The sequence below is a fragment of the Caballeronia sp. GAWG1-1 genome (assembly GCF_023631465.1).
Classification (GTDB): domain Bacteria; phylum Pseudomonadota; class Gammaproteobacteria; order Burkholderiales; family Burkholderiaceae; genus Caballeronia.
In genome coordinates, this window is sequence record NZ_JALQDB010000034.1 from 52,196 (window position 1) to 72,115 (window position 19,920).

Genomic DNA, 19,920 nt, shown 5'->3' on the forward strand with positions numbered 1-19,920 from the left:
TTTAGCGGGTTCGAAGGGCGGCAAGCAGCCCTTCGACCGGTTGAAAACGGACTTCGAGTTCGGCGAGCGAGACGTGGCGCATGTCGTCGCGAAAGGCATCGAGCCAGGCGTTCGACACGGGTGCGGCTTGGTCCGCGGCTGCGCGCTTCATGCGCTCGAAATACTTGCCGAGCAACACGGGCACGTGCGCGAGCAGGCTGCGTTCGCGTGCGCTCAACGCCTGTTCCATGACGGCATCGACGGCGGCGAGACGCGCCAGATCGGGCGATTGCGCCGCAAGCGCCGCGCGCAAGCGGCCGCGCAACAGGCCGATGTCGGTTTCCATGGTCTGCTGCAAGGACACATAGCGCTGGCGGAACGCCGCAAAGTCGAGCGAACGATCGTCCGGAGGTGGCGTCGGCACGCGTGCGCGATGCCGTCCGGCTGCAGGCTTCTCGCCGCCCGCGACGGCATTCACCAGCGACGCGCGCATGCGCATGCAGGCTTCTTCCAGCGCCTGCGCACCTAAGTGCATCGTCACGAGAGGCACCGGCGGCGCATCGGCGAGCGCGGTCGAAAGCGCGATCGCATCGGTCCAGCCGAGCCATTGGCTCAGGCGGTCCGAAAGCGATGCGGCGGGTTCGTGAACATCGAGGTTGGCGATGCGTGCCAGCAGACGCACGAGCGCCGGGCCGCTGAGCGCCGTGCGCGTCTGGGCTTGCACGATATGACCAGGGCAAAAGCTGGCTATTTTAACCGCTGACGCAGCGCCGGCCTCGATTTTGAGATGGAGGGACGCCGCACGCGCGTCACTGCGCTTTCGCGGGCAGGAAGGTGAACGACGGCGTCGTCACGAATTTATCCGCCGTCTCGCCCGAGAACACTTGGCCCGCGTCGATGGTCAGCTTCCTCACCGGCGCGCCCGGGCGCAGATCGACCTTGCTCAGAGACACCCAGAACGTGTCCGGGCGCGTGGCCGAATCGAAGTAATAGACGAGGTTGGTCTGGTCGGACACCGTGCGCCAAATCGTCGACGAGAGATTCGGCATGTTGTCGGAGCGAATGCCGAGCGGCACGCTCACCGAACGCATCACGCTCATCACGCTTGCCGCCGCCTGGAACGGATACGACTTCTGCGGCACGCCCGCCATGTAGTTCGGGTCGGCCTGCTTGGGGATCGAATTCATGAGGAACGACGCGCGCACGAAGCGGTCCGCCGCGCGGTTCGTGCCCGGCAGGAACGCCGTGCCGCTGACGCCTTTCCAGTATGCGTCGATGGCGAGCTGGTCTTCATACGCCGGCGAATTCGTCACCACCTTGTACTGCTTGCTTTGATGGATGATCAGTTTGCCCTTGATGTACTCGAAGATCGCGGAGTCGCCGCGCGCGTCCGAGAGCGCCAGATGGATGGTGAGAGGCTTGCCGTCCGGCAAAGGCGGCGCGATGATCTGAAACGGCTCGCGGCTCAGCACATAGACCGCTTGCGCGACCGTCGCGAAATTGTCGAGCGCGTACTGGGCCCACAGGCTGATGGAGAGCGGATCGCGTTTCGGGTCGGGTTTGCCGTAGTCGCTCTCGGCGAGATAAAGCGCATTCGCGACGAGTCCGCGTTCGTTCATGCCATCCACGGTGCCGATGTCGTAGCCCGATACCACCACGCTCCCGTACTTCGCTTTCCATTTGGTGGAACGCTCGCCGGCGTTGCCATCGCGCTCGATGCCGGCAGGCATCACCCAAAGGTTGGACCGCATGTCTTCGGACCAGTCCATCGTGCGGCCCGTGATGGTGAGTTTGTCGCCGACGTACAGCGCGCGCGTACAGGCTAGAGCAAGCGAGGTGGACAACCAAGCAAGTGCAAAGAGACAGACGAGCTTCCGGGTGAATCCTCGGGTCATGGCAACAGTTCCGTTTATCGTTTCGAATTCTGAATGAGGACGGCGAAACCCTTTCGCGCGATGAACGGCGGCGCGTTTCTAGAGGTGACGCCGCGCCGTCTTCAGAAATAGGGGAATTCCCAGCGTTTGTAAAGACGAAATGCCAAGCACGCCGAACATCGGCGCCAAAGGTGAGCCAGCTTAACCAACCGGTGAAAATTACCTAAACAAATACAATGAATCAATAGCTTCAGGATTTTTTCCCGCACGTCGTCAAGTGAGCAGGAGCGGCAGAGTAACAGGCCCGCTTTCAATCACACGCATGTTCGAAGAAATAATTGCGGCGTCGAATATCGACTTCGCAACCGACCCGGCCGCCAGGCAGTCATAGCGATACGGTAATCGTGACGGTGATGTTCTGAGCGCGTGGGTATCGGCTCAACCCACGCGCCTTTATGGACGTCGATGCGCTTCTCGCGATGCAGCGCATCTGTAACCTACTTCACGGTATCCAGCGCCTTGACGATCGCATGCGCCGCCGCGACGCGTTCCGGAATAGGGAAGTTCTTGTTCGCCAGAAACACGATGCCCACGTCCTCTTCCGGCACGAATGCCAGATAAGCACCAAAGCCGTTGGTCGAACCCGTCTTGTTGATCCACACGTCCTGACGCGGTTTCATCGGCGGGTCGAGGCGCGTGGCGGGATGCGCTTCCAGCGCCATCGAAGATGAATTGCCGTCGAGCAACGCCTGCAGTTCGACCGGATACGGATACTGCTCCCAGATCAAATCCTGCGTCATCGGCCCGGTTTGAAAGTAGCCCGTATGCGTGGCGACGATCGCGCGTTGCAGCTTTGCATCGATACGTCCTGCTTCGTTCATGTTGGCCAGCAAGAAGCGCGTCATGTCGCCAGCAGTCGACTTCACGCCATAAGCCTCGGACGACAACACGCCCGGCGCCATGCGAATGGGCGCGCCGTCCTTCGCATAACCTTGCGCGTAATCGTGCTTGCGCGAAGGCGGCACGTCGATGAACGTGTTCTTCAATCCCAGCGCCGGAAAAATGCGCTGCTGCATGAGCTGATCGAAATCGGCATTCATGCTCTTCGCCGCGATGAACCCCAGCATGCCGATACCCGGATTCGCATACGTGCGGCACGTGCCCGGCTCGCACGAAGGTTTCCACGCCTCGAAATACTTGATCAGTTGCGCGTTGTCGTGAATGTCGTCGGGGACTTGCAGCGGCAAGCCGCCCGGCGTGTGCGTGCCGAGTTCGACGAGCGTCACGTCGTCGCCGAAACGGCTGCCGCGCAGCGACGGCACGAAGCGGCTCACGTGATCGTCGAGAGAAAGATGGCCGGTCACTTCGGCATAGGAAGCGAGCGTCGCCGTGAACGTCTTGCTCACCGATCCCAGTTCGAACAAGGTATCGCGCGTGACGGGCCTCGCGCCTTCCTTCGACGCCACGCCATAGTTATAGATATGCGTCTTGCCATCGAGTACGATCCCCACCGCCATGCCCGCAATGCCATTGCGCGCCATCAAGGGCTCGATGGTGCGATCGACCGTCTGCCTGATGGCCTTGTCGCTTGCCGCAGCCGCATTCGCCGCTTGGCTCGCGCCGATGGAAAAAATGGCCGTTGCCAAAAGGCTCAACGTCCCGATCCTGATCATGCAACGTCTCCGTTTTAGTGTGACTACTTCCGCGCCCGTCTCAGGCCAGCGGATAAATCGTCCATCACCGGCACCGCCGCAAAGAGCAGCAGCAAGGCCGCAAGCGGTACGGTCGCGATGAACCCGAGATGCGCGAAGCCTACCGCGCCTGCGAAGCCGCCCGCGATGAACATCGCGAAAAGCGAACTCAAGAGCGCGAGCCGCGCATGATTGGCGCACACATAGCGCTCGTCGTCGCGCCCGACGCGCCGGTTCCAATACAGACTCTTGCCCAGCTCTATGCCGATATCCGTGACGAGCCCCGTCACATGCGTCGTGCGAATCTCGGCTTTCGATATCTTGGTGATCATCGCGTTCTGCAGGCCCATCACGAAGCACAGCAGCATGACGGTCATCGGCACGTCCCAGAAACGATGCGCCTCCAGATTCGCGCCGAGCACGCCGAACACCAGCAACAGGCAGGCTTCGAGGACGAGCGGAACCGCGAACACGCTATGCGCCGCGCGCTGGCGTCCCCAGTTGATGAGCAACGCGGAAGTCGCGGCTCCCGCGACGAACGCGAGCACCGCGCTCATCGCCGAGAACACGAGCGCCGCTTGCCCGAGCACGAAATTATCCGCGATCGACGACACCAGCCCCGACATGTGCGAGGTGTATTGGCCCACGGCGAGAAAGCCGCCCGCATTGGCCGCGCCCGCCACGAAGGCTAGCGCGCAGCCGAGGCGGCGGTTGGCCGACTGCGTGCGGCTGGGCGAAGTCAGGCCCCGGAGATAGGCGATCGGCATGACGTTTCCCGCGCGATGAAGAGACAAAAAAGATAACACGAGCTTGCCGCGATATTTTTGATCGATAGGACGCTAACGAATAAAACTGCCGATATAATCGCGCCCCATGAGCCATCTCGACCTTCTGCGCCGCTCCGTCAGCAGCACACTCGTACTTGCCGCGCGGCGCTGGCGGCGTACGAGTCATGGCGTGCTCGCGTCCTATGGCGTCTCTGAAGCGTGCGCGGTGCCGCTGCTCACGGCCAACCGGCTCGGTGAGAGCGTGCGGCAAGTGACGCTCGCGGAGCATGTCGGTATCGAGGGACCGTCGCTCGTGCGTCTGCTCGACCAGCTATGCGCGGCCGGACTCGTGCGGCGCGACGAAGACCCCGAAGACAAGCGCGCCAAGACCATCACACTCACCGACGAAGGCCGCGCCGTCACCGCGCGCATGGAAGAGCGCCTGATGTCGCTGCGCGCGCGGCTGCTCAAGGGCGTGAGCCGCGAGGACCTCGAAACGACGCTGCGCGTGCTCAACGCGTTCAGCGCCACGCTCGACACCGTGCCCGCACGCGATGACGGCAAGAGCGGAGCGCGCACGCCATGAACTTCCCGTCCGCGCGCGAGTGGCTCTTCTCCGGTAAGACCTTCGCCGCCGCGATGATCGCGCTTTATATCGGCCTCGCGCTCGAACTGCCGCGCCCGTACTGGGCAATGGCCACGGTCTATATCGTCTCGAACCCGTTCGTCGGCGCGACGCGCTCGAAAGCTTTGTATCGCGCGCTCGGCACGGCTATCGGCGCGGCGGGCGCGGTGCTGATCGTGCCGCCGTTCGTCGAGTCGCCGTTTCTGTTCAGCGTGATCGTCGCGCTATGGACGGGCTCCCTGCTCTTTCTCTCCATGTTCGACCGCACCGCGCGCAGCTACGTGTTCCTGCTCGCGGGCTATACGCTGCCGCTGATCGCGCTGCCTTCCGTGTTGAACCCGGCCACCGTGTTCGATCTCGCGATCTCGCGCACCGAAGAGATTCTGCTCGGCATCGTGGTGGCGAGCATCGTCGGCTCCGTGGTGTTTCCGAGCCGGCTCGCGCCGACGCTCGTCGAGCGCACCGACGCGTGGTTTCGCGACGCCGCGTTCTACGCGAGCGAATCGCTCTCCGGGCGGCTCGCGGGGGCGGCCATCTCGGCGGCGCGGCAACGGCTCGCCGCTACGGTGAACGGCCTCGAAGTGCTGTTGAGCCAGTTGACTTACGACCATACGCGGCCGGATATCGTGAGCCGCGCGCGCGCCTTGCAAGGACGCATGCAGATTTTCTTGCCGCTGATCTCGTCGATGGCCGACCCGCTCATCGAACTGATCGATAAACGTGGCGCGGGCACGCCGGAGTTGCAGGCGCTGCTGCAAGACGTGGCTGCGTGGGTCGCCGCGCCCATGCCCGATTCCGCCGAGCCGACCGCCGTCGAAGCCTTCGCGCGCACGCCGGATGCGCTGCGTGCCCGCGCCGAAGCCATGCGGCCATCCGCCGAAGGACTTGCGAGCGAGAACGGCGCATTGCTCTCCAGCGCGCTCTGGCGGCTCACGCAAGTCATCGACGTATGGCAGGACATCCGCAGTTTGCGCCTCGCCATCCTGAACGACACTCACGAATGGCAACCGCGCTTTCGTCACTGGCGTCTTGGCGGCACCGCGCGCTTCTTCGATCGCGGCATGATGCTGTTCTCGACGGGCGTGGCGGTCAGCGCGATCATCGTCGCGTGCGGCTTGTGGATCGAATCAGGCTGGAACGACGGAGCCGGCGCCGTGACGCTCGCCGCTGTCGCCTGCTGCTTCTTCGCCGCGCTCGACGAACCCGCGCCCCAAGTGTTCGCATTTTTTCTCGCCACCTGCATGAGCGTGGTGCTGGCCGGTCTCTATGTGTTCGCGGTGCTGCCGCACGTGCACGACTTCGCCATGCTCGTGTTGATCTTCGCGATACCGTTCCTGATCATCGGCACGCTGATTCCGCGGCCGCGCTTCAATCTCGTCACCATGCTCGTGGCCGTCAACACGGCGACCTTCATCAGCATCCAAAGCGCCTACGAAGCGGACTTCTTCGTGTTTCTCAACAGCAATCTGGCGGGCGTCGCGGGGCTTCTGTTCGCCTTCGTCTGGACGCGCGTGACGCGGCCCTTCGGCGCGGAACTGGCCGTCGCGCGGCTCACGCGCTCGGCGTGGCGCGATATCGTCAGGAGCACCTTGCCCGAAGCCTTTCACGACCAGCGCAACTTCTACTCGCGCATGCTCGACCGGCTGATGCAGGTGCTGCCGCGTCTCGCCGCAACGGATGCGCACCGGCATCCGTCCATCGAAAGTTTCCGCGATTTTCGCGTGGCGCTCAACGCGCTCGATCTGCGCCGCGCGCGCCGCAAGATGTCGGTGGAAGTGCAATCGTCCATCGACGATGTGCTCGCCGGCGTTCGCCAGTATTTCCAGCATTGCCTCGAACGGCGCGCGCGTCAGCCGGTGCCGGGCACGCTCATTCAGACCATCGACGCCGCCGCGCGGCAAGTCGTGGCGGCCAACAGCGTCGCGGAAGAAGCCGCGCCCGTCGCGTCGCGCGGCGAGCGTTCGTTGCGCGATACGCTGCATGCGCTCGTCGGCATCCGGCTTTCGCTGCATCCGCCCGCTGTCGATAAACCCGCCAACGAACGTCAGGAACCCGCGTGATGCCGTCTCGAACGCTCTCTTCGGATCGACTCGCATGATCGGCGAAATCGATATTCTCGGCGTCTTCGTGCCCGCCGTGCTCGTGCTCATGTTCATCGCTTATCTGGTGAACCTCGTGATTCGCACGGTGCTCGCACGCGTGGGCTTCTATCGTTTCGTGTGGCATCGCTCCGTTTTCGATCTCGGCATCTACGTCTTGGTGCTGGGGCTTGTCGTCGTCGTTTCGCATCGGCTCATCCCGTGAAAAAAACCTGGTTCTCCGTCGGGCAGATTCTGCTCACGCTCATCGTCGTCGCAATTGCAGGCGCGGTCCTGTGGAAGCTGGTCGATTACTACATGTTCGCGCCCTGGACGCGCGATGGCCACGTTCGCGCCGACGTCATTCAGGTCGCGCCGGACGTGGCCGGTCTCATCACCGATGTCAAGGTCGTCGACAACCAGCAAGTCAAACGCGGCGACGTGCTCTTCGTGATCGATCAGGCGCGCTACACGCTCGCACTGCGCAACGCGCAAGCCGCCGCGCAACAACGCCGCGCCACGCTCGATCAGGCGAAGCGCGAGGACGTGCGCAATCGCTCGCTCGGCAATCTCGTTGCGCGCGAGGTCGTGGAAGAAACGCATTCGCGCGTCGAACAGGCCGCTGCCGCGCTCGCGGATGCCGACGTCGCCATCGATACCGCGCGGCTCAATCTGCAGCGCACCGAAGTGCTGAGCCCGGTCGACGGTTATCTCAACGACCGCGCGCCGAAAGTCGGCGAATACGTCGCCTCGGGCCGCGCCGTGCTGTCCGTGGTCGATATGAACTCCTTCCGCGTCGATGGTTACTTCGAAGAGACCAAGCTGCATGGCATCGACATCGGCCAACCGGTGGATATCAAGGTGATGGGCGAGCCGAATCTTCTGCGCGGTCATGTGCAGAGCATCGTGGCGGCAATCGAGGATCGCGATCGTCAGCAAAGCTCGAGTCTTCTGCCGAACGTGAACCCTGCGTTTAGCTGGGTGCGGCTCGCGCAGCGCATCCCCGTGCGCGTGACGCTCGATGAGATTCCCGCCGATTTCCGCATGATCGCGGGACGCACGGCGACGGTTTCGGTACGCGGCATCGGCCCGACGGTCGGCGCGCGGCCCGCTTCGAACACCGTGCCCGCTCAGGCCACCGCGCCTGCATCGCCGGTGGCGGCGCATGCGGCTTCGGGTGCTTCGGGTGCTTCGGGTGCTTCGCAATGAAACACCGCGTCATCTCGATGCCTAAGCGACCCAAGCGTCCCAAGCTGCTCAAGCGCTGCGGCCTCACGCTTCTTGCTTCCACGCTCGCGCTTGCCGGCTGCATGTCCGTCGGGCCGAATTACAAGCTGCCCGACGGCGCGGTCGTCAACCGGGACTACGCGAATGCCGCCATCGATGGAGCCGATCGAGCGCCCGTCACGCAAGGCACGGTGCCCGCGAAGTGGTGGCGTCTCTACGACGATCCCGCGCTCGACGAGCTCGTCAACGAGGCGCTGCTTTCGAATTCCGATCTGCGCGTGGCGGCGGCGAATCTCGTGCGTTCGCGCGCCGAAGTGGAATTCGCCAATCAGCAAGGCGGCTTCTCGTCCAAGTCGTCGGTGGGGTTTCAGCGCGCGCAGGAATCGGCGGAGCAGTATCTGCTGACCGAAAAGCTTCCGGTCGTCAATGAAGGCGTGCTCGACCTGAGCGTCTCCTATGAATTCGATCTCTTCGGCAAGCTCAAGCGCGGTGTCGAAGCCGCCAATGCCGATGACGAAGCCATCGAAGCCGCCCTCGATCTCGCGCGCATCACCGTGGTCGCCGATGTCGTGCGCGCGTATGTCGATTCGTGCGCGGCCGCCGAAGAGCTCGGCATCGCGCAACGATCGCTGTCCTTGCAGAAGCAGCGTGTGACGCTTTCGCAGCGTCTGCGCGATGCAGGCCGTGGCAATCAGTCCGAAGTCACGCGCGGACAGACGCAGTCCGACACGCTCGCCGCCGACATCCCGCGTTATGTGGCGCGTCGCCGCGTGGCGCAGTATCGGCTCGCCATGCTGCTCGCGCGTCCTGCCGCGCAATTGCCGCGTGCCACGCTCGCCTGCAAGAAGGCGCCGCATGTGCGGCAGCCGATTCCGGTCGGCGACGGCGCGGCGCTGCTCAGACGCCGACCCGACGTGCGGCAGGCGGAGCGGCAACTGGCGGCATCGACGGCGCGTATCGGCGTGGCGACGGCGGCGCTTTATCCTTCGGTGAGTTTCGGGGCATCGGTCGGGTCGGTGGGCGTTGCCGAAGATTTGCTCGGCGCCTCGACCAACCGCTGGGCTTTCGGTCCGCTCATCAACTGGAACTTTCCGATCAACGGTCAGCGTGCGCGCGTGCGCCAGGCCGAGGCGGCATCCGGCGGCGCGCTCGCGCATTTCGACGGCGTCGTGCTCAACGCGCTGCGCGAAACGCAAAGCGCGCTCGCGAACTACGCGTCCGACACCACGCGCGCCGACGCGCTGCGCACCGCGTACAAGTCGGCGGTCGAATCGGCCGATGAAACGCATCGGCTGTATTCGGCGGGACGCGAATCCTTTCTCTCGGATCTCGACGCCACGCGCACCTTGACGAGCGTCGCCGCGCAAGTGGCGGCGGCCGAAGCGCAGGTCGCGCAGGATCAGGTCACGCTGTTTCTTGCGCTTGGCGGCGGATGGGAACGCGAGGAAGAAGTGGCGGTGGGGGGCGGGGGTAAGTAATCGTGCTCCTTGGGCATCGACTGGAACCAGGTCGATGCCCGAGCGCATCGACTTTCAGTCCGCTATTCCCGACACTGGTTTTCCCTAATCAAAACAAATTAGCGCGGGTTTGTATAGCGTATTAAATCTGTACAAGTCATTACGCTTATCAAAGCCTTATAAATTCGCCTGAAGATAATCACGCAATCAGGCTTGTACGCGTAAATCCCAATACTGATTTTCTCCGGCTTGTCACAAGCCATTCACCGGGAAACACCAAGCCAGATAATCGCCTTCAGAAATCCTCATGAATTTTTGAAGGCTGGCATGCACCACGATTGGATATGTGGGCTTCCGCGCATACCGGCAACCTACCCGCTGATACGGTTGCGACACGCACAATCCTCGCCTCTCTCACGGTCCATATCGATCGGCGGCACCTTCGCGAGACGGCTCGGCAGGCCTTTATCAGCATGTCGTCTTCAAGCCTCGTTTGAATTAACCATAAGATTCGGGATCTGCTCACATGATTGCGAGTGATAAATCGTCTGAAGAAGCCGGCGTTGAATCCGATGACGAAATTCCTTTCGCAGCGCTGATTGATACGATTATTAACCACCGCATTCTTATTAGCACGGTGGTTTGTCTCGCGCTATTGATTGGCGCCGCGTATGCCTATCTAAGTCCACCGATTTTCCAATCCGCCATTCTCATCAAGGTGGATGACAACAAGGACGTTTCCAATTCACGCGCTGGCGACCCTTTGAGCAATATGTTGCCGACACTCGATGACCGCTCTTCCGCTGAAGGCGAAATTCAGGTGCTGGGTTCGAAGCTCGTCGTCTCGCGCGCCGTCGACGCACTCAAGCTCTATATCAGCGCGCGGCCGTTGCGCCTGCCCTTCATCGGCAGCCGTCTGGTTCATCACGACGGCTCGCTATCCGAGCCGGGCCTCTTCGGCTTCGGCCATTACACCTGGGGCGACGAATCCATCAGCGTCACGGACTTCGACGTGCCGCGCTCGCTCGAAGGCCAGAACTTCCTGCTCACGGCCGGCAGCGATGGCGAATACACGCTCGGCCACCCGGCGCTCGGCGCGCCCGTGACGGGCAAGGTGGGCGAGATTCTGGAAGCGCAAACCGCCAAGGGGCCGGTCAGGCTTTTCGTCTCTTCGCTCAAGGGCAATCCTGGCGCCGGCTTCAACGTCAATCATTACTCGCGTCAATTGACCATCGACGCGATTCAGAACCAGCTCAAGATCAGCGAACAAGGCAACAAGTCGAGCGTGCTGAAGGCGACGCTGGAAAGCGCCGATCCCGTGCAAGTGGCCGCGACCATCAACGAGATCGGGCGGCAGTATGTGCGTCTCAACGGCGACCGCAAGGCGGTGATCGCGGAGAACTCGCTCACTTATCTGCAGCGCCAGTTGCCCGTGCTCAAGCAACAGATGGAAGAAGCGGAGAACGCGTACAACACGTACCGCGACGCCAACTCGCTGCTCGATTCGGACGAAGCCAACCGTCTGCTGCTCAAGCAGACAGCCGACGCCAACGGGCAACTGCTGGCCTTGCGCCATACCCGCGACGATCTCGCCACGACCTTCTCGCCTTCGCATCCGCGTGTGGTCGCGGTGGACCGGCAGATCGCCGCGACTCAGCAATTCCTCGAAAAACTCAACGACCGCACCCGCTCGATGCCGATGGCCGAGCAAGGCGCACTGCGCCTCTTGCGTAACGTGCGCGTGAATACCGATCTCTATACGGCGCTGCGCAACAACATCGAAGAGATGATGCTCATCAAGGCGGGCAAGGCGGCATCGGTGCAACTGATCGATATCGCCGACGTGCCCGAACAACCGGTCAAGCCAGTCAAGCTACTGGCGCTCGCCATCGCGCTCGTGCTCGGTCTCTTCTTCGGCATCGGGCTCGCGATGCTTCTGGATCGCGTCTTCCGTGGCGTCACGGACACGCAGGAGATCGAGATCGAGACGGGCCTTTCCGTATTCGCAACCATTCCGAAGAGCGCGCGGCAAGCTGCGCTGACGACCGCCATCGGTGGTTCCGCGCCGCGTCAGGCCGTGCTCGCCGCGCAGTTCCCGAAGGATCCGACCGTGGAGGCGCTGCGCATCCTGCGCTCCGCGTTGCAATTCACGCTGGTCGGCGCGCGCAACAACGTCGTGATGATCGCCGGGCCGCTGCCGGGCGTGGGCAAGTCGTTCCTTTCGGCGAATCTTGCCACCGTGCTGGCTTCGGGCGGCACGCGCGTGCTCCTGATCGACGCCGACTTGCGCAAGGGTTATCTGCACAAGCAGTTCGGGCTCGATCCGGGACCGGGTCTCGCCGACATGCTGGCGGGCAACCGCACGCTCGAGGCCACCGTGAATCGCCAGGTGTTTCCGAACCTCGATGTGCTGCAAGGCGGTCCTTATCCGTCGACGCCGGCCGAGCTGCTTCTGCGAGCGAAGTATCGCGAAGTGATCGACGAGGCATCGAAGGCCTACGACATCGTGCTGGTCGACGCGCCGGCCGTGCTCGCCGTATCCGATGCGGGCGCCATTGCGCCGGCCGCAGGCAGCATCTTTCTGGTTTCGTCTTACGGGCAGACGCGCGTCGGTGAAATCAAGGAATCGATCAAGCGCCTCAATCAAACCGGCGCACGCGTGACGGGCGTGCTGCTCAACAGCGTCGCATTGCATACCGCCAATACCGCGCTCGCGGGGCGCTACGGCAGCAGCGCTTATGTCGCGCATAACTACGAGTCGGCGCCCGACTGAAGCGAGAGGACATCCGGCTTTAACGGATATGCGGTAACCCAATCACAACCTTGCGTTGCTTCGAGACTGGAGACACCTCAATGCGTTCGCTCACGGACCAGAAGATCGCCGTCATCGGGCTGGGCTATGTCGGCCTGCCCCTCGCGGTGGAGTTCAGCAAGCATCACGCGGTAGTCGGCTTCGACGTGAACCGTCATCGCATCGACTCGTTGCGCGAAGGACACGACGCCACGCTGGAGGTCGGCGACGACGAGCTGCATGCGGCGCAATCGCTTGCATTCACCGACGATCCCGAAGCGCTCAAGGATTGCACCGTGTTCATCGCCACGGTGCCGACGCCGATCGACCGGCACAAGCGCCCCGACCTCGGCATGCTGCTGCGCGCAAGCGAAACGATAGGCGGCGCGCTCAAACCGGGCGACGTGGTGATCTATGAATCGACCGTATATCCGGGCGTGACCGAGGAGGAGTGCGTGCCCGAGCTCGAACGCGTGTCGGGCTTGCGCTTCAATGTCGATTTCTTCGCGGGCTACAGCCCCGAGCGGATCAACCCGGGCGACAAGCTGCATCGCTTGCCGGACATCAAGAAAGTGACTTCCGGGTCCACCCCCGAAGTGGCCGAAGCCGTGGATGAACTCTACAGACAGATCATCACCGCCGGCACGCACAAGGCCGCGAGCATTCGCGTGGCAGAAGCGGCAAAGGCAATCGAGAACACACAGCGCGACGTGAACATCGCGCTCGTCAACGAGTTGTCGATCATCTTCAACAAGATGGGTATCGACACCGAAGCCGTGCTGCTCGCCGCCGGCACGAAATGGAACTTCCTGAACTTCAGGCCCGGACTCGTGGGCGGTCACTGCATCGGCGTGGACCCGTACTACCTGACGCACATGGCGCAGTCGATCGGCTACAACCCGGAAATCATTCTCGCCGGACGGCGCCTGAACGACAGCATGGGCACGTATGCGGTCTCGCAACTCGTCAAGGCGATGACGCGTGCGCGCATCTATATTCCCGGCGCGCGCGTGCTCGTCATGGGGCTCGCGTTCAAGGAGAACTGTCCGGACATGCGCAACTCGCGTGTGGTGGACATCGTCACTGAACTCACGCAATACGGCACGAATGTCGATGTCTACGACCCGTGGATCTCGCGCGAAGACGCGTTCCACGAATACGGCATCCAGCCCGTGGAAGAGCCTGCCAAGGGCGTGTACGACGCAATCGTCGTGGCGGTATCGCACCGGCAATTCACGGAAATGGGCGCGGCCGCGCTGCATGCGTACGGCAAGGAGCAACACGTCGTCTACGATCTGAAATACGTTCTTCCCGCCGACGCAAGCGACTTGCGCCTGTAGTGCAGGCATAAAATGACAATGAACGATCGATACGAAAGCGTGCGCGAACAATTGCGCGCACGTCCGGAGACATGGCTCATCACGGGCGTGGCCGGCTTCATCGGCTCCAACTTGCTCGAAGCGTTGCTCGCGCTCGATCAGCGCGTGGTCGGACTCGATAACTTCGCGACCGGGCACGAACGCAATCTCGAAGAAGTGCGCGAGAGCGTCGATGAAAGGCAGTGGCGGCGCTTTCGCTTCATCGAAGGCGACATCCGCAATCTGCTCGATTGCCAGGCGGCCATGCAAGGCGTGGATCACGTGCTGCACGAAGCGGCGCTCGGTTCGGTGCCGCGCTCGGTGGCCGACCCCATCGCCACGCACGAAACGAATTTGAGCGGCTTCCTGAACGTGCTATGCGCCGCGCGCGATGCGCAAGTGCAGAGCTTCACGTATGCGGCATCGAGTTCGACATATGGCGATCATCCCGGCTTGCCGAAGGTGGAAGATCGCATCGGCCAGCCGCTCTCGCCTTACGCGGTCACGAAGTATGCGAACGAGCTCTATGCGTCGGTGTTCGCGCGCGCTTACGGCTTCAATGCGACGGGCCTGCGCTACTTCAACGTCTTCGGCAAGCGTCAAGACCCGGATGGCGCTTATGCCGCCGTGATTCCGAAGTGGACGGCCGCGCTCATCAACGACGAGATCGTGACCATCAACGGCGACGGTGAAACGAGCCGCGATTTCTGTTTCGTCGATAACGTCGTGCAGATGAACCTGCTCGCGGCCAAGGCGGATGCCGCGGCCCGCGGTCAGGTCTACAACGTCGCCGTGGGCGATCGCACGACGCTCGGACAACTCTTCGCGGAACTCAAGCGTCTGCTCGCCGCGCACGGCATCGCTTATGAGCGCGATGCGCAGTTTGGACCTTTTCGAGCGGGCGATGTCCGTCATTCGCAAGCCGATGTCGGCAAGGCCGAACGTCTGCTCGGTTATGACGGCAAGGTGCCGTTTGCGGAAGGACTCGCGCGCGCGATGCCGTGGTACATCCGCTTTCTGGCAGAACGTGCTGGCCACGAGCCGAACCGCGTCGACGCGCTCTCGGCCATGGCCAGCGGAAAGTGAGGCCGCCGCGTTGATATCACAATTCGCCGCGTTGAGAGACCGCTTGCTGCAGCTTCATCCCGACCATCTTCGCGCTGCGCGGGGTATGTCGAGAGTGGCGGCGTTCGTGCTGATCGGGCGCTCCGCGGGCGCGTTCAAGGAGATGGTGATCGCATATCGCTACGGCATCAGCAACGTGGTCGATGCCTATCAGATCACCCTCATGCTGGTTTCGTGGCTGCCGTCGGCGTGCTCCGCCATCTTCGCCATCGTTCTGGTGCCTGCATTCGTCGATCTGCGCAAGCAATCCGCGAGCGAAGAAGCGCAATTTCTGAGCGAACTCGTTACATGGTCGGCCGTGGTGGGACTCGGTTTCACCGCGATCCCGTATCTGATCTGGCCATACGTTCTGCGGCTCATGGCGGGCAATCTCGCCGTCGAGACGCAGGACATGGCGCATCACATGATGATGGTGATGGCGCCCATCGGCGTCCTCATCATGATGGTCACGGCCTACTCGACGCGTCTGCAATCGAGCGAGCGTCATATCGCGACCTTGCTCGACGGCCTGCCTGCCGTGATGACGCTTCTGCTCGTGCTGTTCTTTACCGGCAATAGCGCAATGCAGCCGCTCATGTACGGCACGTTGCTCGGATATGTCGCGCTGGTTCTGGTGCTGAGGCCGCTCGGCGGCAAGGTCGATAACAACTATGCGCGCTTGAGTTTCACGTTCCGCTCGCGCAAATGGCCGCCCGTCTATCACGCGGTACGCGTCTTCATGCTCGGTCAACTGGTGGTGTGCTGCACACCCGCGATCGATCAATACTTCGTCGCCCATCTGGGCGATGGCGCGGTCGCGACCCTCGGCTATGCGAACCGCGTGTTCGGTCTGATCATCAGCATGGGCGCGCTTGCCATTGCGCAGGGCACCTTGCCGGTGCTGTCCGACATTCTCGGCCGCGACGATCACAAGCGCGCGCGTCATACCGCGTTCCAATGGTCGCTTCTGATGCTCGGCGCGGGAACCGTCTGCGCGGCGATTGCATACCCGCTTGCGCCGTGGATGGTCGGTGTGCTCTTTCAGCGTGGCGCGTTTACCGCGCAGAACACGGAACTGGTCGCGGAACTCATGCGCTTTTCGCTCGTGCAGTTGCCGTTCTACTTCGCCTCGCTCGTGATGATGAACCTGTTGTCGGTCGAGGGACGTTACAAGGAGATGGCCATCATTACCGCACTGGGGTTTATCGTCAAAGTCGCAGCCAACACATTGCTCACGCGCTGGATCGGCATGCCGGGCGTGGTCGTCGCGACCGGCGTGATGCAGGCATCCGTCTTTTGCCTCTCGATGCTCTTCACGCGACGCATCCCGCCGCTGCGACCGACCGGAGGATTGGCTGCATGAACATCATGCTGTTGGTGAGCTCGATGGGCAGCGGCGGCGCCGAGCGCGTGGCCGCCACACTCGTGAATGCATGGAGCGAGCGCGGCGACAAGGTCACGCTCGTCGCCACGTATAGCCGCAAGCGCGCGTGCTTCTATGCGCTGTCCGACAAGGTGCGCTTAATCCAGCTTGCGGATAGGATCACGCCCACGCGCAATAAGGTTTTTGGCTACATGCAACGGCACCGGGCGTTGCGCAAGCTGATACGCGAGACCGATCCGGACGTGGTGATCAGCTTCCTCACCAACGTGAACGTGGCGAGCATTCTCGCTTGCGCGGGTCTGCGCGTTCCGGTCATTGCATGCGAACACAACGATCCTTCCGTCGATGGCCGCACGCCGTTCTGGAAGTTCGCCACGCGCCTCGCTTATCCGCATGCGCGCGCCGTCACGGTACTGACCGACAACGTCGTTGCGCCGTTCAACGCGATGGTGCCCGGCATCAAGCACACGGCGGTCATGCCGAACCCGCTGCCCGACGAACTGTTCCACCAGCCCGCGCCAACGGCAAGCCCCGATGAACGCATGCGGCTCGTTTCGCTCGGACGGCTGCATCCGCAAAAAAACTACGGCTTATTGATCGATTCGTTCGCGGCCATCGCCCATGAATTTCCACTCTGGGATGTGTGGATCTGGGGCGAAGGAGCGGAACGCATGGCGTTGCAGTCGCGAATCCAGCAGCGCGGCATGAGCGGACGCATCTTCATGCCTGGCGTCACCGACAAGCCGTGGACCGAAGTGTTGCGCTCGCAGGCCTTCGTCATGTCCTCGCGCTTCGAAGGCTTTGGACTTGCGCTGGCCGAGAGCATGGCGCTCGGCGTGCCGGCAGTGGCAGTCGACTGCCCGAGCGGTCCACGCGATATCACGCGCGATGGCGAAGACGCCTTGCTCGTGCCACCTGGCGATCCCATTGCGCTCGCGCACGCATTGCGCCGCATGCTTGCCGACGAAGGTTTGCGCAAAGCGCTCTCCGTCAAGGGCGCGCAATCGGTACGCGCGCGCTATGCCGTCAGCACCATCCTGCGTGCGTGGGACGAACTCTTCGCGCGCGTGGGTATCAGCGAAACGAAAACATCGACCGGTACGGATACTGGCCTGCGTCATGCAGAAGCATCGAGCCCCGGCACGTTGAACTAGATCCTGAGAGGCAGGCGATGAACAAGGTCATTCTCTTTGCGAATACCGACTGGTATCTCTACAACTTTCGTCTTTCGCTTGCCAATCGACTTCGCGATCTTGGGCATGAAGTCATATTGCTTTCGCCGCCCGGCGAATATGGACCGCGCCTGATCGAACTCGGCTTTCGCTGGCATGCGGTGCCAATGGTCCGGCGCAGTCTCAATCCATTGCGCGAACTCAATCTCGTGCTCTGGCTCGCGCGTTTCTTTCGCGCGGAACACGCTTCGCTCGTGCATGGCTTCACGATCAAGAGCGCGGTCTATGGGTCGCTTGCCGCGAGGCTAGCAGGCGTGCCCGCTCGCGTGAATTCGGTGGCGGGGCTGGGTTACGTTTTCACGAGCCGCGACATGAAAGCGCGCTTTTTACGGCCCGTGGTGCGCCAGGTCCTGCGTCTGGCTCTTGACGGCGAGAACTGTGCGCTGATCCTGCAAAATCCGGATGATGTAGCGATGTTCAAGAGCGCCCGTCTTGCCAATGAACAAGCCATCCACCTCATCAAAGGCTCCGGCGTGAATTGCGCGCGCTTCACGGCGCCTCCCGCCGATGCGCCTCTTTCGCACGCGCCGCTGCGCGTGCTGCTTGCGGCACGCATGCTGTGGGACAAGGGCATTGCCGAATTCATCGAGGCCGCGCGCGTGCTCAAGCGCGAGGGACGCACCATCCGCTTCATTCTTGCGGGGACGCCGGACGCGGGCAATCCCGCTTCGATCGAACAGTCGACGATAGAAGGCTGGGTGAAGGAAGGCCTCGTCGAATGGCGCGGTCATGTCAGCGACATGCCGGGTCTGTTTGCAGAAACGGATGTCATGGCGCTGCCGAGTTATCGCGAAGGCTTGCCAAAGTCCCTTATCGAAGCGGCCGCGTGCGCATTGCCGCTCATCACGACCGATGCACCCGGCTGCCGCGAAGTGGTGAGCCGCAACGGCGAAGACGGGCTCGTGGTGCCGGTGCGTAATGCAACGGCGCTGGCCGACGCCATCCGCCTGCTCGACGACGATCGTCCGCTCGCGCGCAAGCTCGGACTCGCCGCACGCGAGAAGGCGCTGCGCGAATTCGATGAAGCGATCGTCATCGACAGGACCCTTGCGGTGTATCGCGCGCTCGCGCCCGCGACATCGACGGCGAGTGCGACCGCATCCGTCGAGATCACGCCTTGAAGATCGTTCATGTCATCACCGCATTGCCCGCGGACGGCGCGGAGATGATGCTATATCGACTGATTCGCGCATCGCGCGGCGAAGGCGTCGAGCATGTGGTCATCTCGCTGTCGTCCGAAGACACGCTGGCGGCGCGCATTCGTGAGGCGGGCGCCGAAGTGCGCATACTCGGCATGAGCAAGAGTCTGCCGGAGCCGCGCAAGTTAGTGCAGCTCGTGCGCTGGATCGACGAACTCGAACCCGATGTCGTTCAGACCTGGCTTTATCACGGCGATCTGATGGGCGGACTCGCGGTCACGGCCGTGAGAGCATGGCGCAAGAAACGGCTGCCGCTCGCCTGGGGCATTCATCACACGGACCTTCGTTCGAGCGGTAGCAGCCGCATGACGCGCTGGGTGACGCGAGCATGCGCGCTGCTGTCAAACCACGTGCCTGATGCGATCATCTGCTGCGGCGAAGCTGCACGGCGCGCGCATGTCGAAGGCGGTTACTGCGCGAAGAAGATGATCGCGGTTCCAAACGGCTTCGAACTCGATGTCTTCAAGCCCGCGCCAGCGTCTCACATGGCATTACGCGAAAACCACGGCTTCGCTGCGGATGCGCCGGTCGTCGGCATCATGGGCCGGTATCACGCCGTCAAGGACTATCCCAACTTCATCGCGGCAGTGCGGCGTGTGCGGCAAGCGTTGCCGCAGTGCCGCTTCGTGATGGCAGGCAATGGACTCGACGATGACAACCGCGAGCTCGTCGAACTCATTCGCAGTGAAGGCGTGGCACATGCGTGCCGCTTGCTTGGACCGCTTAAGCATCCTGAAGCGCTATTGGCGGGGCTCGATGTCTTCTGTCTTTCGTCACGCAGCGAGGGATTGCCGACCGTCATCGGCGAAGCCATGGCATGCGAGACGCCATGCGTGGCGACCGACGTCGGCGATACCGCGTGGCTCATCGGGGAAACGGGAACCGTCGTGCCGCCTCGAAATGCCGATGCACTGGCGCAGGCGCTCGTCGACATGTTGATGCTGCCGCGGACGCGGCGCGCGGCGCTCGGCGTGGCGGCAAGAGAGCGAATCGACAGGGTTTTTTCGATCGAAGCCAGCTGGCGTCGCTATGAAGACATCTACTTGCGAATCAGCGAACGAAGAGGCTCAGTGGATGAAGCGTCGGCGCCAGTCGCACAGGTGTCGGCGAATGAACGACACATTGGTTCCGGTCAATAACCGCGCACCGGAAGA

General features: G+C 62.7%; 16 protein-coding genes. 12 read left to right on the forward strand and 4 right to left on the reverse strand.

The genetic code is table 11. The annotated features are described in order from the left end of the window. Position 1: 1 nt before the first annotated feature. The 4 genes from NCT03_RS23530 to NCT03_RS23545 all read right to left on the reverse strand — a co-directional run bounded on the left by NCT03_RS23530 (position 2) and on the right by NCT03_RS23545 (position 4,311). Complete coding sequence (locus NCT03_RS23530) at positions 2-706, reverse strand: DUF3348 domain-containing protein (RefSeq protein WP_250494254.1); 705 nt, start codon at positions 704-706, stop codon at positions 2-4. An 82-nt stretch (positions 707-788) separates the two neighbouring features. Further along, complete coding sequence (locus NCT03_RS23535; protein ID WP_250494111.1) at positions 789-1,874, reverse strand: linear amide C-N hydrolase; 1,086 nt, start codon at positions 1,872-1,874, stop codon at positions 789-791. A 476-nt stretch (positions 1,875-2,350) separates the two neighbouring features. Then, positions 2,351-3,526, reverse strand: coding sequence for a class C beta-lactamase (ampC, locus tag NCT03_RS23540; RefSeq protein WP_284503438.1), 1,176 nt, complete (start codon positions 3,524-3,526; stop codon positions 2,351-2,353). A gap of 23 nt (positions 3,527-3,549) precedes the next feature. After that, entirely contained in the window at positions 3,550-4,311 is a 762-nt protein-coding gene (locus NCT03_RS23545; protein ID WP_250468407.1) for a YoaK family protein, read from the reverse strand. A 106-nt stretch (positions 4,312-4,417) separates the two neighbouring features. Here NCT03_RS23545 and NCT03_RS23550 point away from each other — a divergent pair, with 106 nt between their 5' ends. The 12 genes from NCT03_RS23550 to NCT03_RS23605 all read left to right on the forward strand — a co-directional run bounded on the left by NCT03_RS23550 (position 4,418) and on the right by NCT03_RS23605 (position 19,905). Beyond that, positions 4,418-4,897, forward strand: coding sequence for a MarR family winged helix-turn-helix transcriptional regulator (locus NCT03_RS23550; protein ID WP_244830158.1), 480 nt, complete (start codon positions 4,418-4,420; stop codon positions 4,895-4,897). After that, positions 4,894-6,996, forward strand: a complete 2,103-nt coding sequence (locus tag NCT03_RS23555) for an FUSC family protein (protein WP_250494113.1) — start codon at positions 4,894-4,896, stop codon at positions 6,994-6,996. Before NCT03_RS23550 ends, NCT03_RS23555 begins: the two co-directional genes overlap by 4 nt. Positions 6,997-7,030: 34 nt before the next feature. After that, on the forward strand, positions 7,031-7,240 hold the full coding sequence (locus tag NCT03_RS23560; RefSeq protein ID WP_244830156.1) for a DUF1656 domain-containing protein: 210 nt from the start codon (positions 7,031-7,033) through the stop codon (positions 7,238-7,240). Continuing rightward, positions 7,237-8,223, forward strand: a complete 987-nt coding sequence (locus tag NCT03_RS23565; RefSeq protein WP_250494116.1) for an efflux RND transporter periplasmic adaptor subunit — start codon at positions 7,237-7,239, stop codon at positions 8,221-8,223. The genes NCT03_RS23560 and NCT03_RS23565 overlap by 4 nt, the downstream gene beginning before the upstream one ends. A gap of 17 nt (positions 8,224-8,240) precedes the next feature. Further along, positions 8,241-9,719 carry an efflux transporter outer membrane subunit gene (locus tag NCT03_RS23570; protein ID WP_284503439.1) on the forward strand — a complete coding sequence of 493 codons (1,479 nt, stop codon included), beginning with the start codon at positions 8,241-8,243 and terminating at the stop codon, positions 9,717-9,719. A 505-nt stretch (positions 9,720-10,224) separates the two neighbouring features. Then, positions 10,225-12,471 (forward strand): polysaccharide biosynthesis tyrosine autokinase, encoded by a 2,247-nt coding sequence (locus NCT03_RS23575; protein WP_250468410.1) that lies wholly within the window; start codon positions 10,225-10,227, stop codon positions 12,469-12,471. A gap of 80 nt (positions 12,472-12,551) precedes the next feature. Then, positions 12,552-13,829 carry a Vi polysaccharide biosynthesis UDP-N-acetylglucosamine C-6 dehydrogenase TviB gene (gene tviB, locus NCT03_RS23580; protein WP_244830153.1) on the forward strand — a complete coding sequence of 426 codons (1,278 nt, stop codon included), beginning with the start codon at positions 12,552-12,554 and terminating at the stop codon, positions 13,827-13,829. An 18-nt stretch (positions 13,830-13,847) separates the two neighbouring features. Beyond that, a complete protein-coding gene (locus NCT03_RS23585) occupies positions 13,848-14,933 on the forward strand; it encodes an SDR family oxidoreductase (protein ID WP_250494117.1) in 1,086 nt (361 codons plus the stop codon). A gap of 85 nt (positions 14,934-15,018) precedes the next feature. Continuing rightward, complete coding sequence (gene murJ, locus NCT03_RS23590) at positions 15,019-16,314, forward strand: murein biosynthesis integral membrane protein MurJ (protein WP_250494118.1); 1,296 nt, start codon at positions 15,019-15,021, stop codon at positions 16,312-16,314. Beyond that, the gene (locus NCT03_RS23595; protein ID WP_250494119.1) at positions 16,311-17,489 is read left to right on the forward strand and encodes a glycosyltransferase family 4 protein; all 1,179 of its coding nucleotides are present in this window, start codon (positions 16,311-16,313) and stop codon (positions 17,487-17,489) included. Before murJ ends, NCT03_RS23595 begins: the two co-directional genes overlap by 4 nt. Positions 17,490-17,506: 17 nt before the next feature. Further along, on the forward strand, positions 17,507-18,688 hold the full coding sequence (locus NCT03_RS23600; RefSeq protein ID WP_250494120.1) for a glycosyltransferase family 4 protein: 1,182 nt from the start codon (positions 17,507-17,509) through the stop codon (positions 18,686-18,688). Beyond that, the gene (locus NCT03_RS23605; protein WP_250494121.1) at positions 18,685-19,905 is read left to right on the forward strand and encodes a glycosyltransferase; all 1,221 of its coding nucleotides are present in this window, start codon (positions 18,685-18,687) and stop codon (positions 19,903-19,905) included. The genes NCT03_RS23600 and NCT03_RS23605 overlap by 4 nt, the downstream gene beginning before the upstream one ends. Positions 19,906-19,920: the final 15 nt, after the last annotated feature.

Bases quoted from the DNA above. Each gene is read 5' to 3' on its own strand.
- NCT03_RS23535 (WP_250494111.1), bottom strand. From the start codon at position 1,874: ATGACCCGAGGATTCACCCGGAAGCTCGTCTGTCTCTTTGCACTTGCT.
- ampC (WP_284503438.1), bottom strand. From the start codon at position 3,526: ATGATCAGGATCGGGACGTTGAGCCTTTTGGCAACGGCCATTTTTTCC.
- NCT03_RS23545 (WP_250468407.1), bottom strand. From the start codon at position 4,311: ATGCCGATCGCCTATCTCCGGGGCCTGACTTCGCCCAGCCGCACGCAG.
- NCT03_RS23550 (WP_244830158.1), top strand. From the start codon at position 4,418: ATGAGCCATCTCGACCTTCTGCGCCGCTCCGTCAGCAGCACACTCGTA.
- NCT03_RS23555 (WP_250494113.1), top strand. From the start codon at position 4,894: ATGAACTTCCCGTCCGCGCGCGAGTGGCTCTTCTCCGGTAAGACCTTC.
- NCT03_RS23560 (WP_244830156.1), top strand. From the start codon at position 7,031: ATGATCGGCGAAATCGATATTCTCGGCGTCTTCGTGCCCGCCGTGCTC.
- NCT03_RS23570 (WP_284503439.1), top strand. From the start codon at position 8,241: ATGCCTAAGCGACCCAAGCGTCCCAAGCTGCTCAAGCGCTGCGGCCTC.
- NCT03_RS23575 (WP_250468410.1), top strand. From the start codon at position 10,225: ATGATTGCGAGTGATAAATCGTCTGAAGAAGCCGGCGTTGAATCCGAT.
- tviB (WP_244830153.1), top strand. From the start codon at position 12,552: ATGCGTTCGCTCACGGACCAGAAGATCGCCGTCATCGGGCTGGGCTAT.
- NCT03_RS23585 (WP_250494117.1), top strand. From the start codon at position 13,848: ATGAACGATCGATACGAAAGCGTGCGCGAACAATTGCGCGCACGTCCG.
- murJ (WP_250494118.1), top strand. From the start codon at position 15,019: ATGTCGAGAGTGGCGGCGTTCGTGCTGATCGGGCGCTCCGCGGGCGCG.
- NCT03_RS23595 (WP_250494119.1), top strand. From the start codon at position 16,311: ATGAACATCATGCTGTTGGTGAGCTCGATGGGCAGCGGCGGCGCCGAG.
- NCT03_RS23600 (WP_250494120.1), top strand. From the start codon at position 17,507: ATGAACAAGGTCATTCTCTTTGCGAATACCGACTGGTATCTCTACAAC.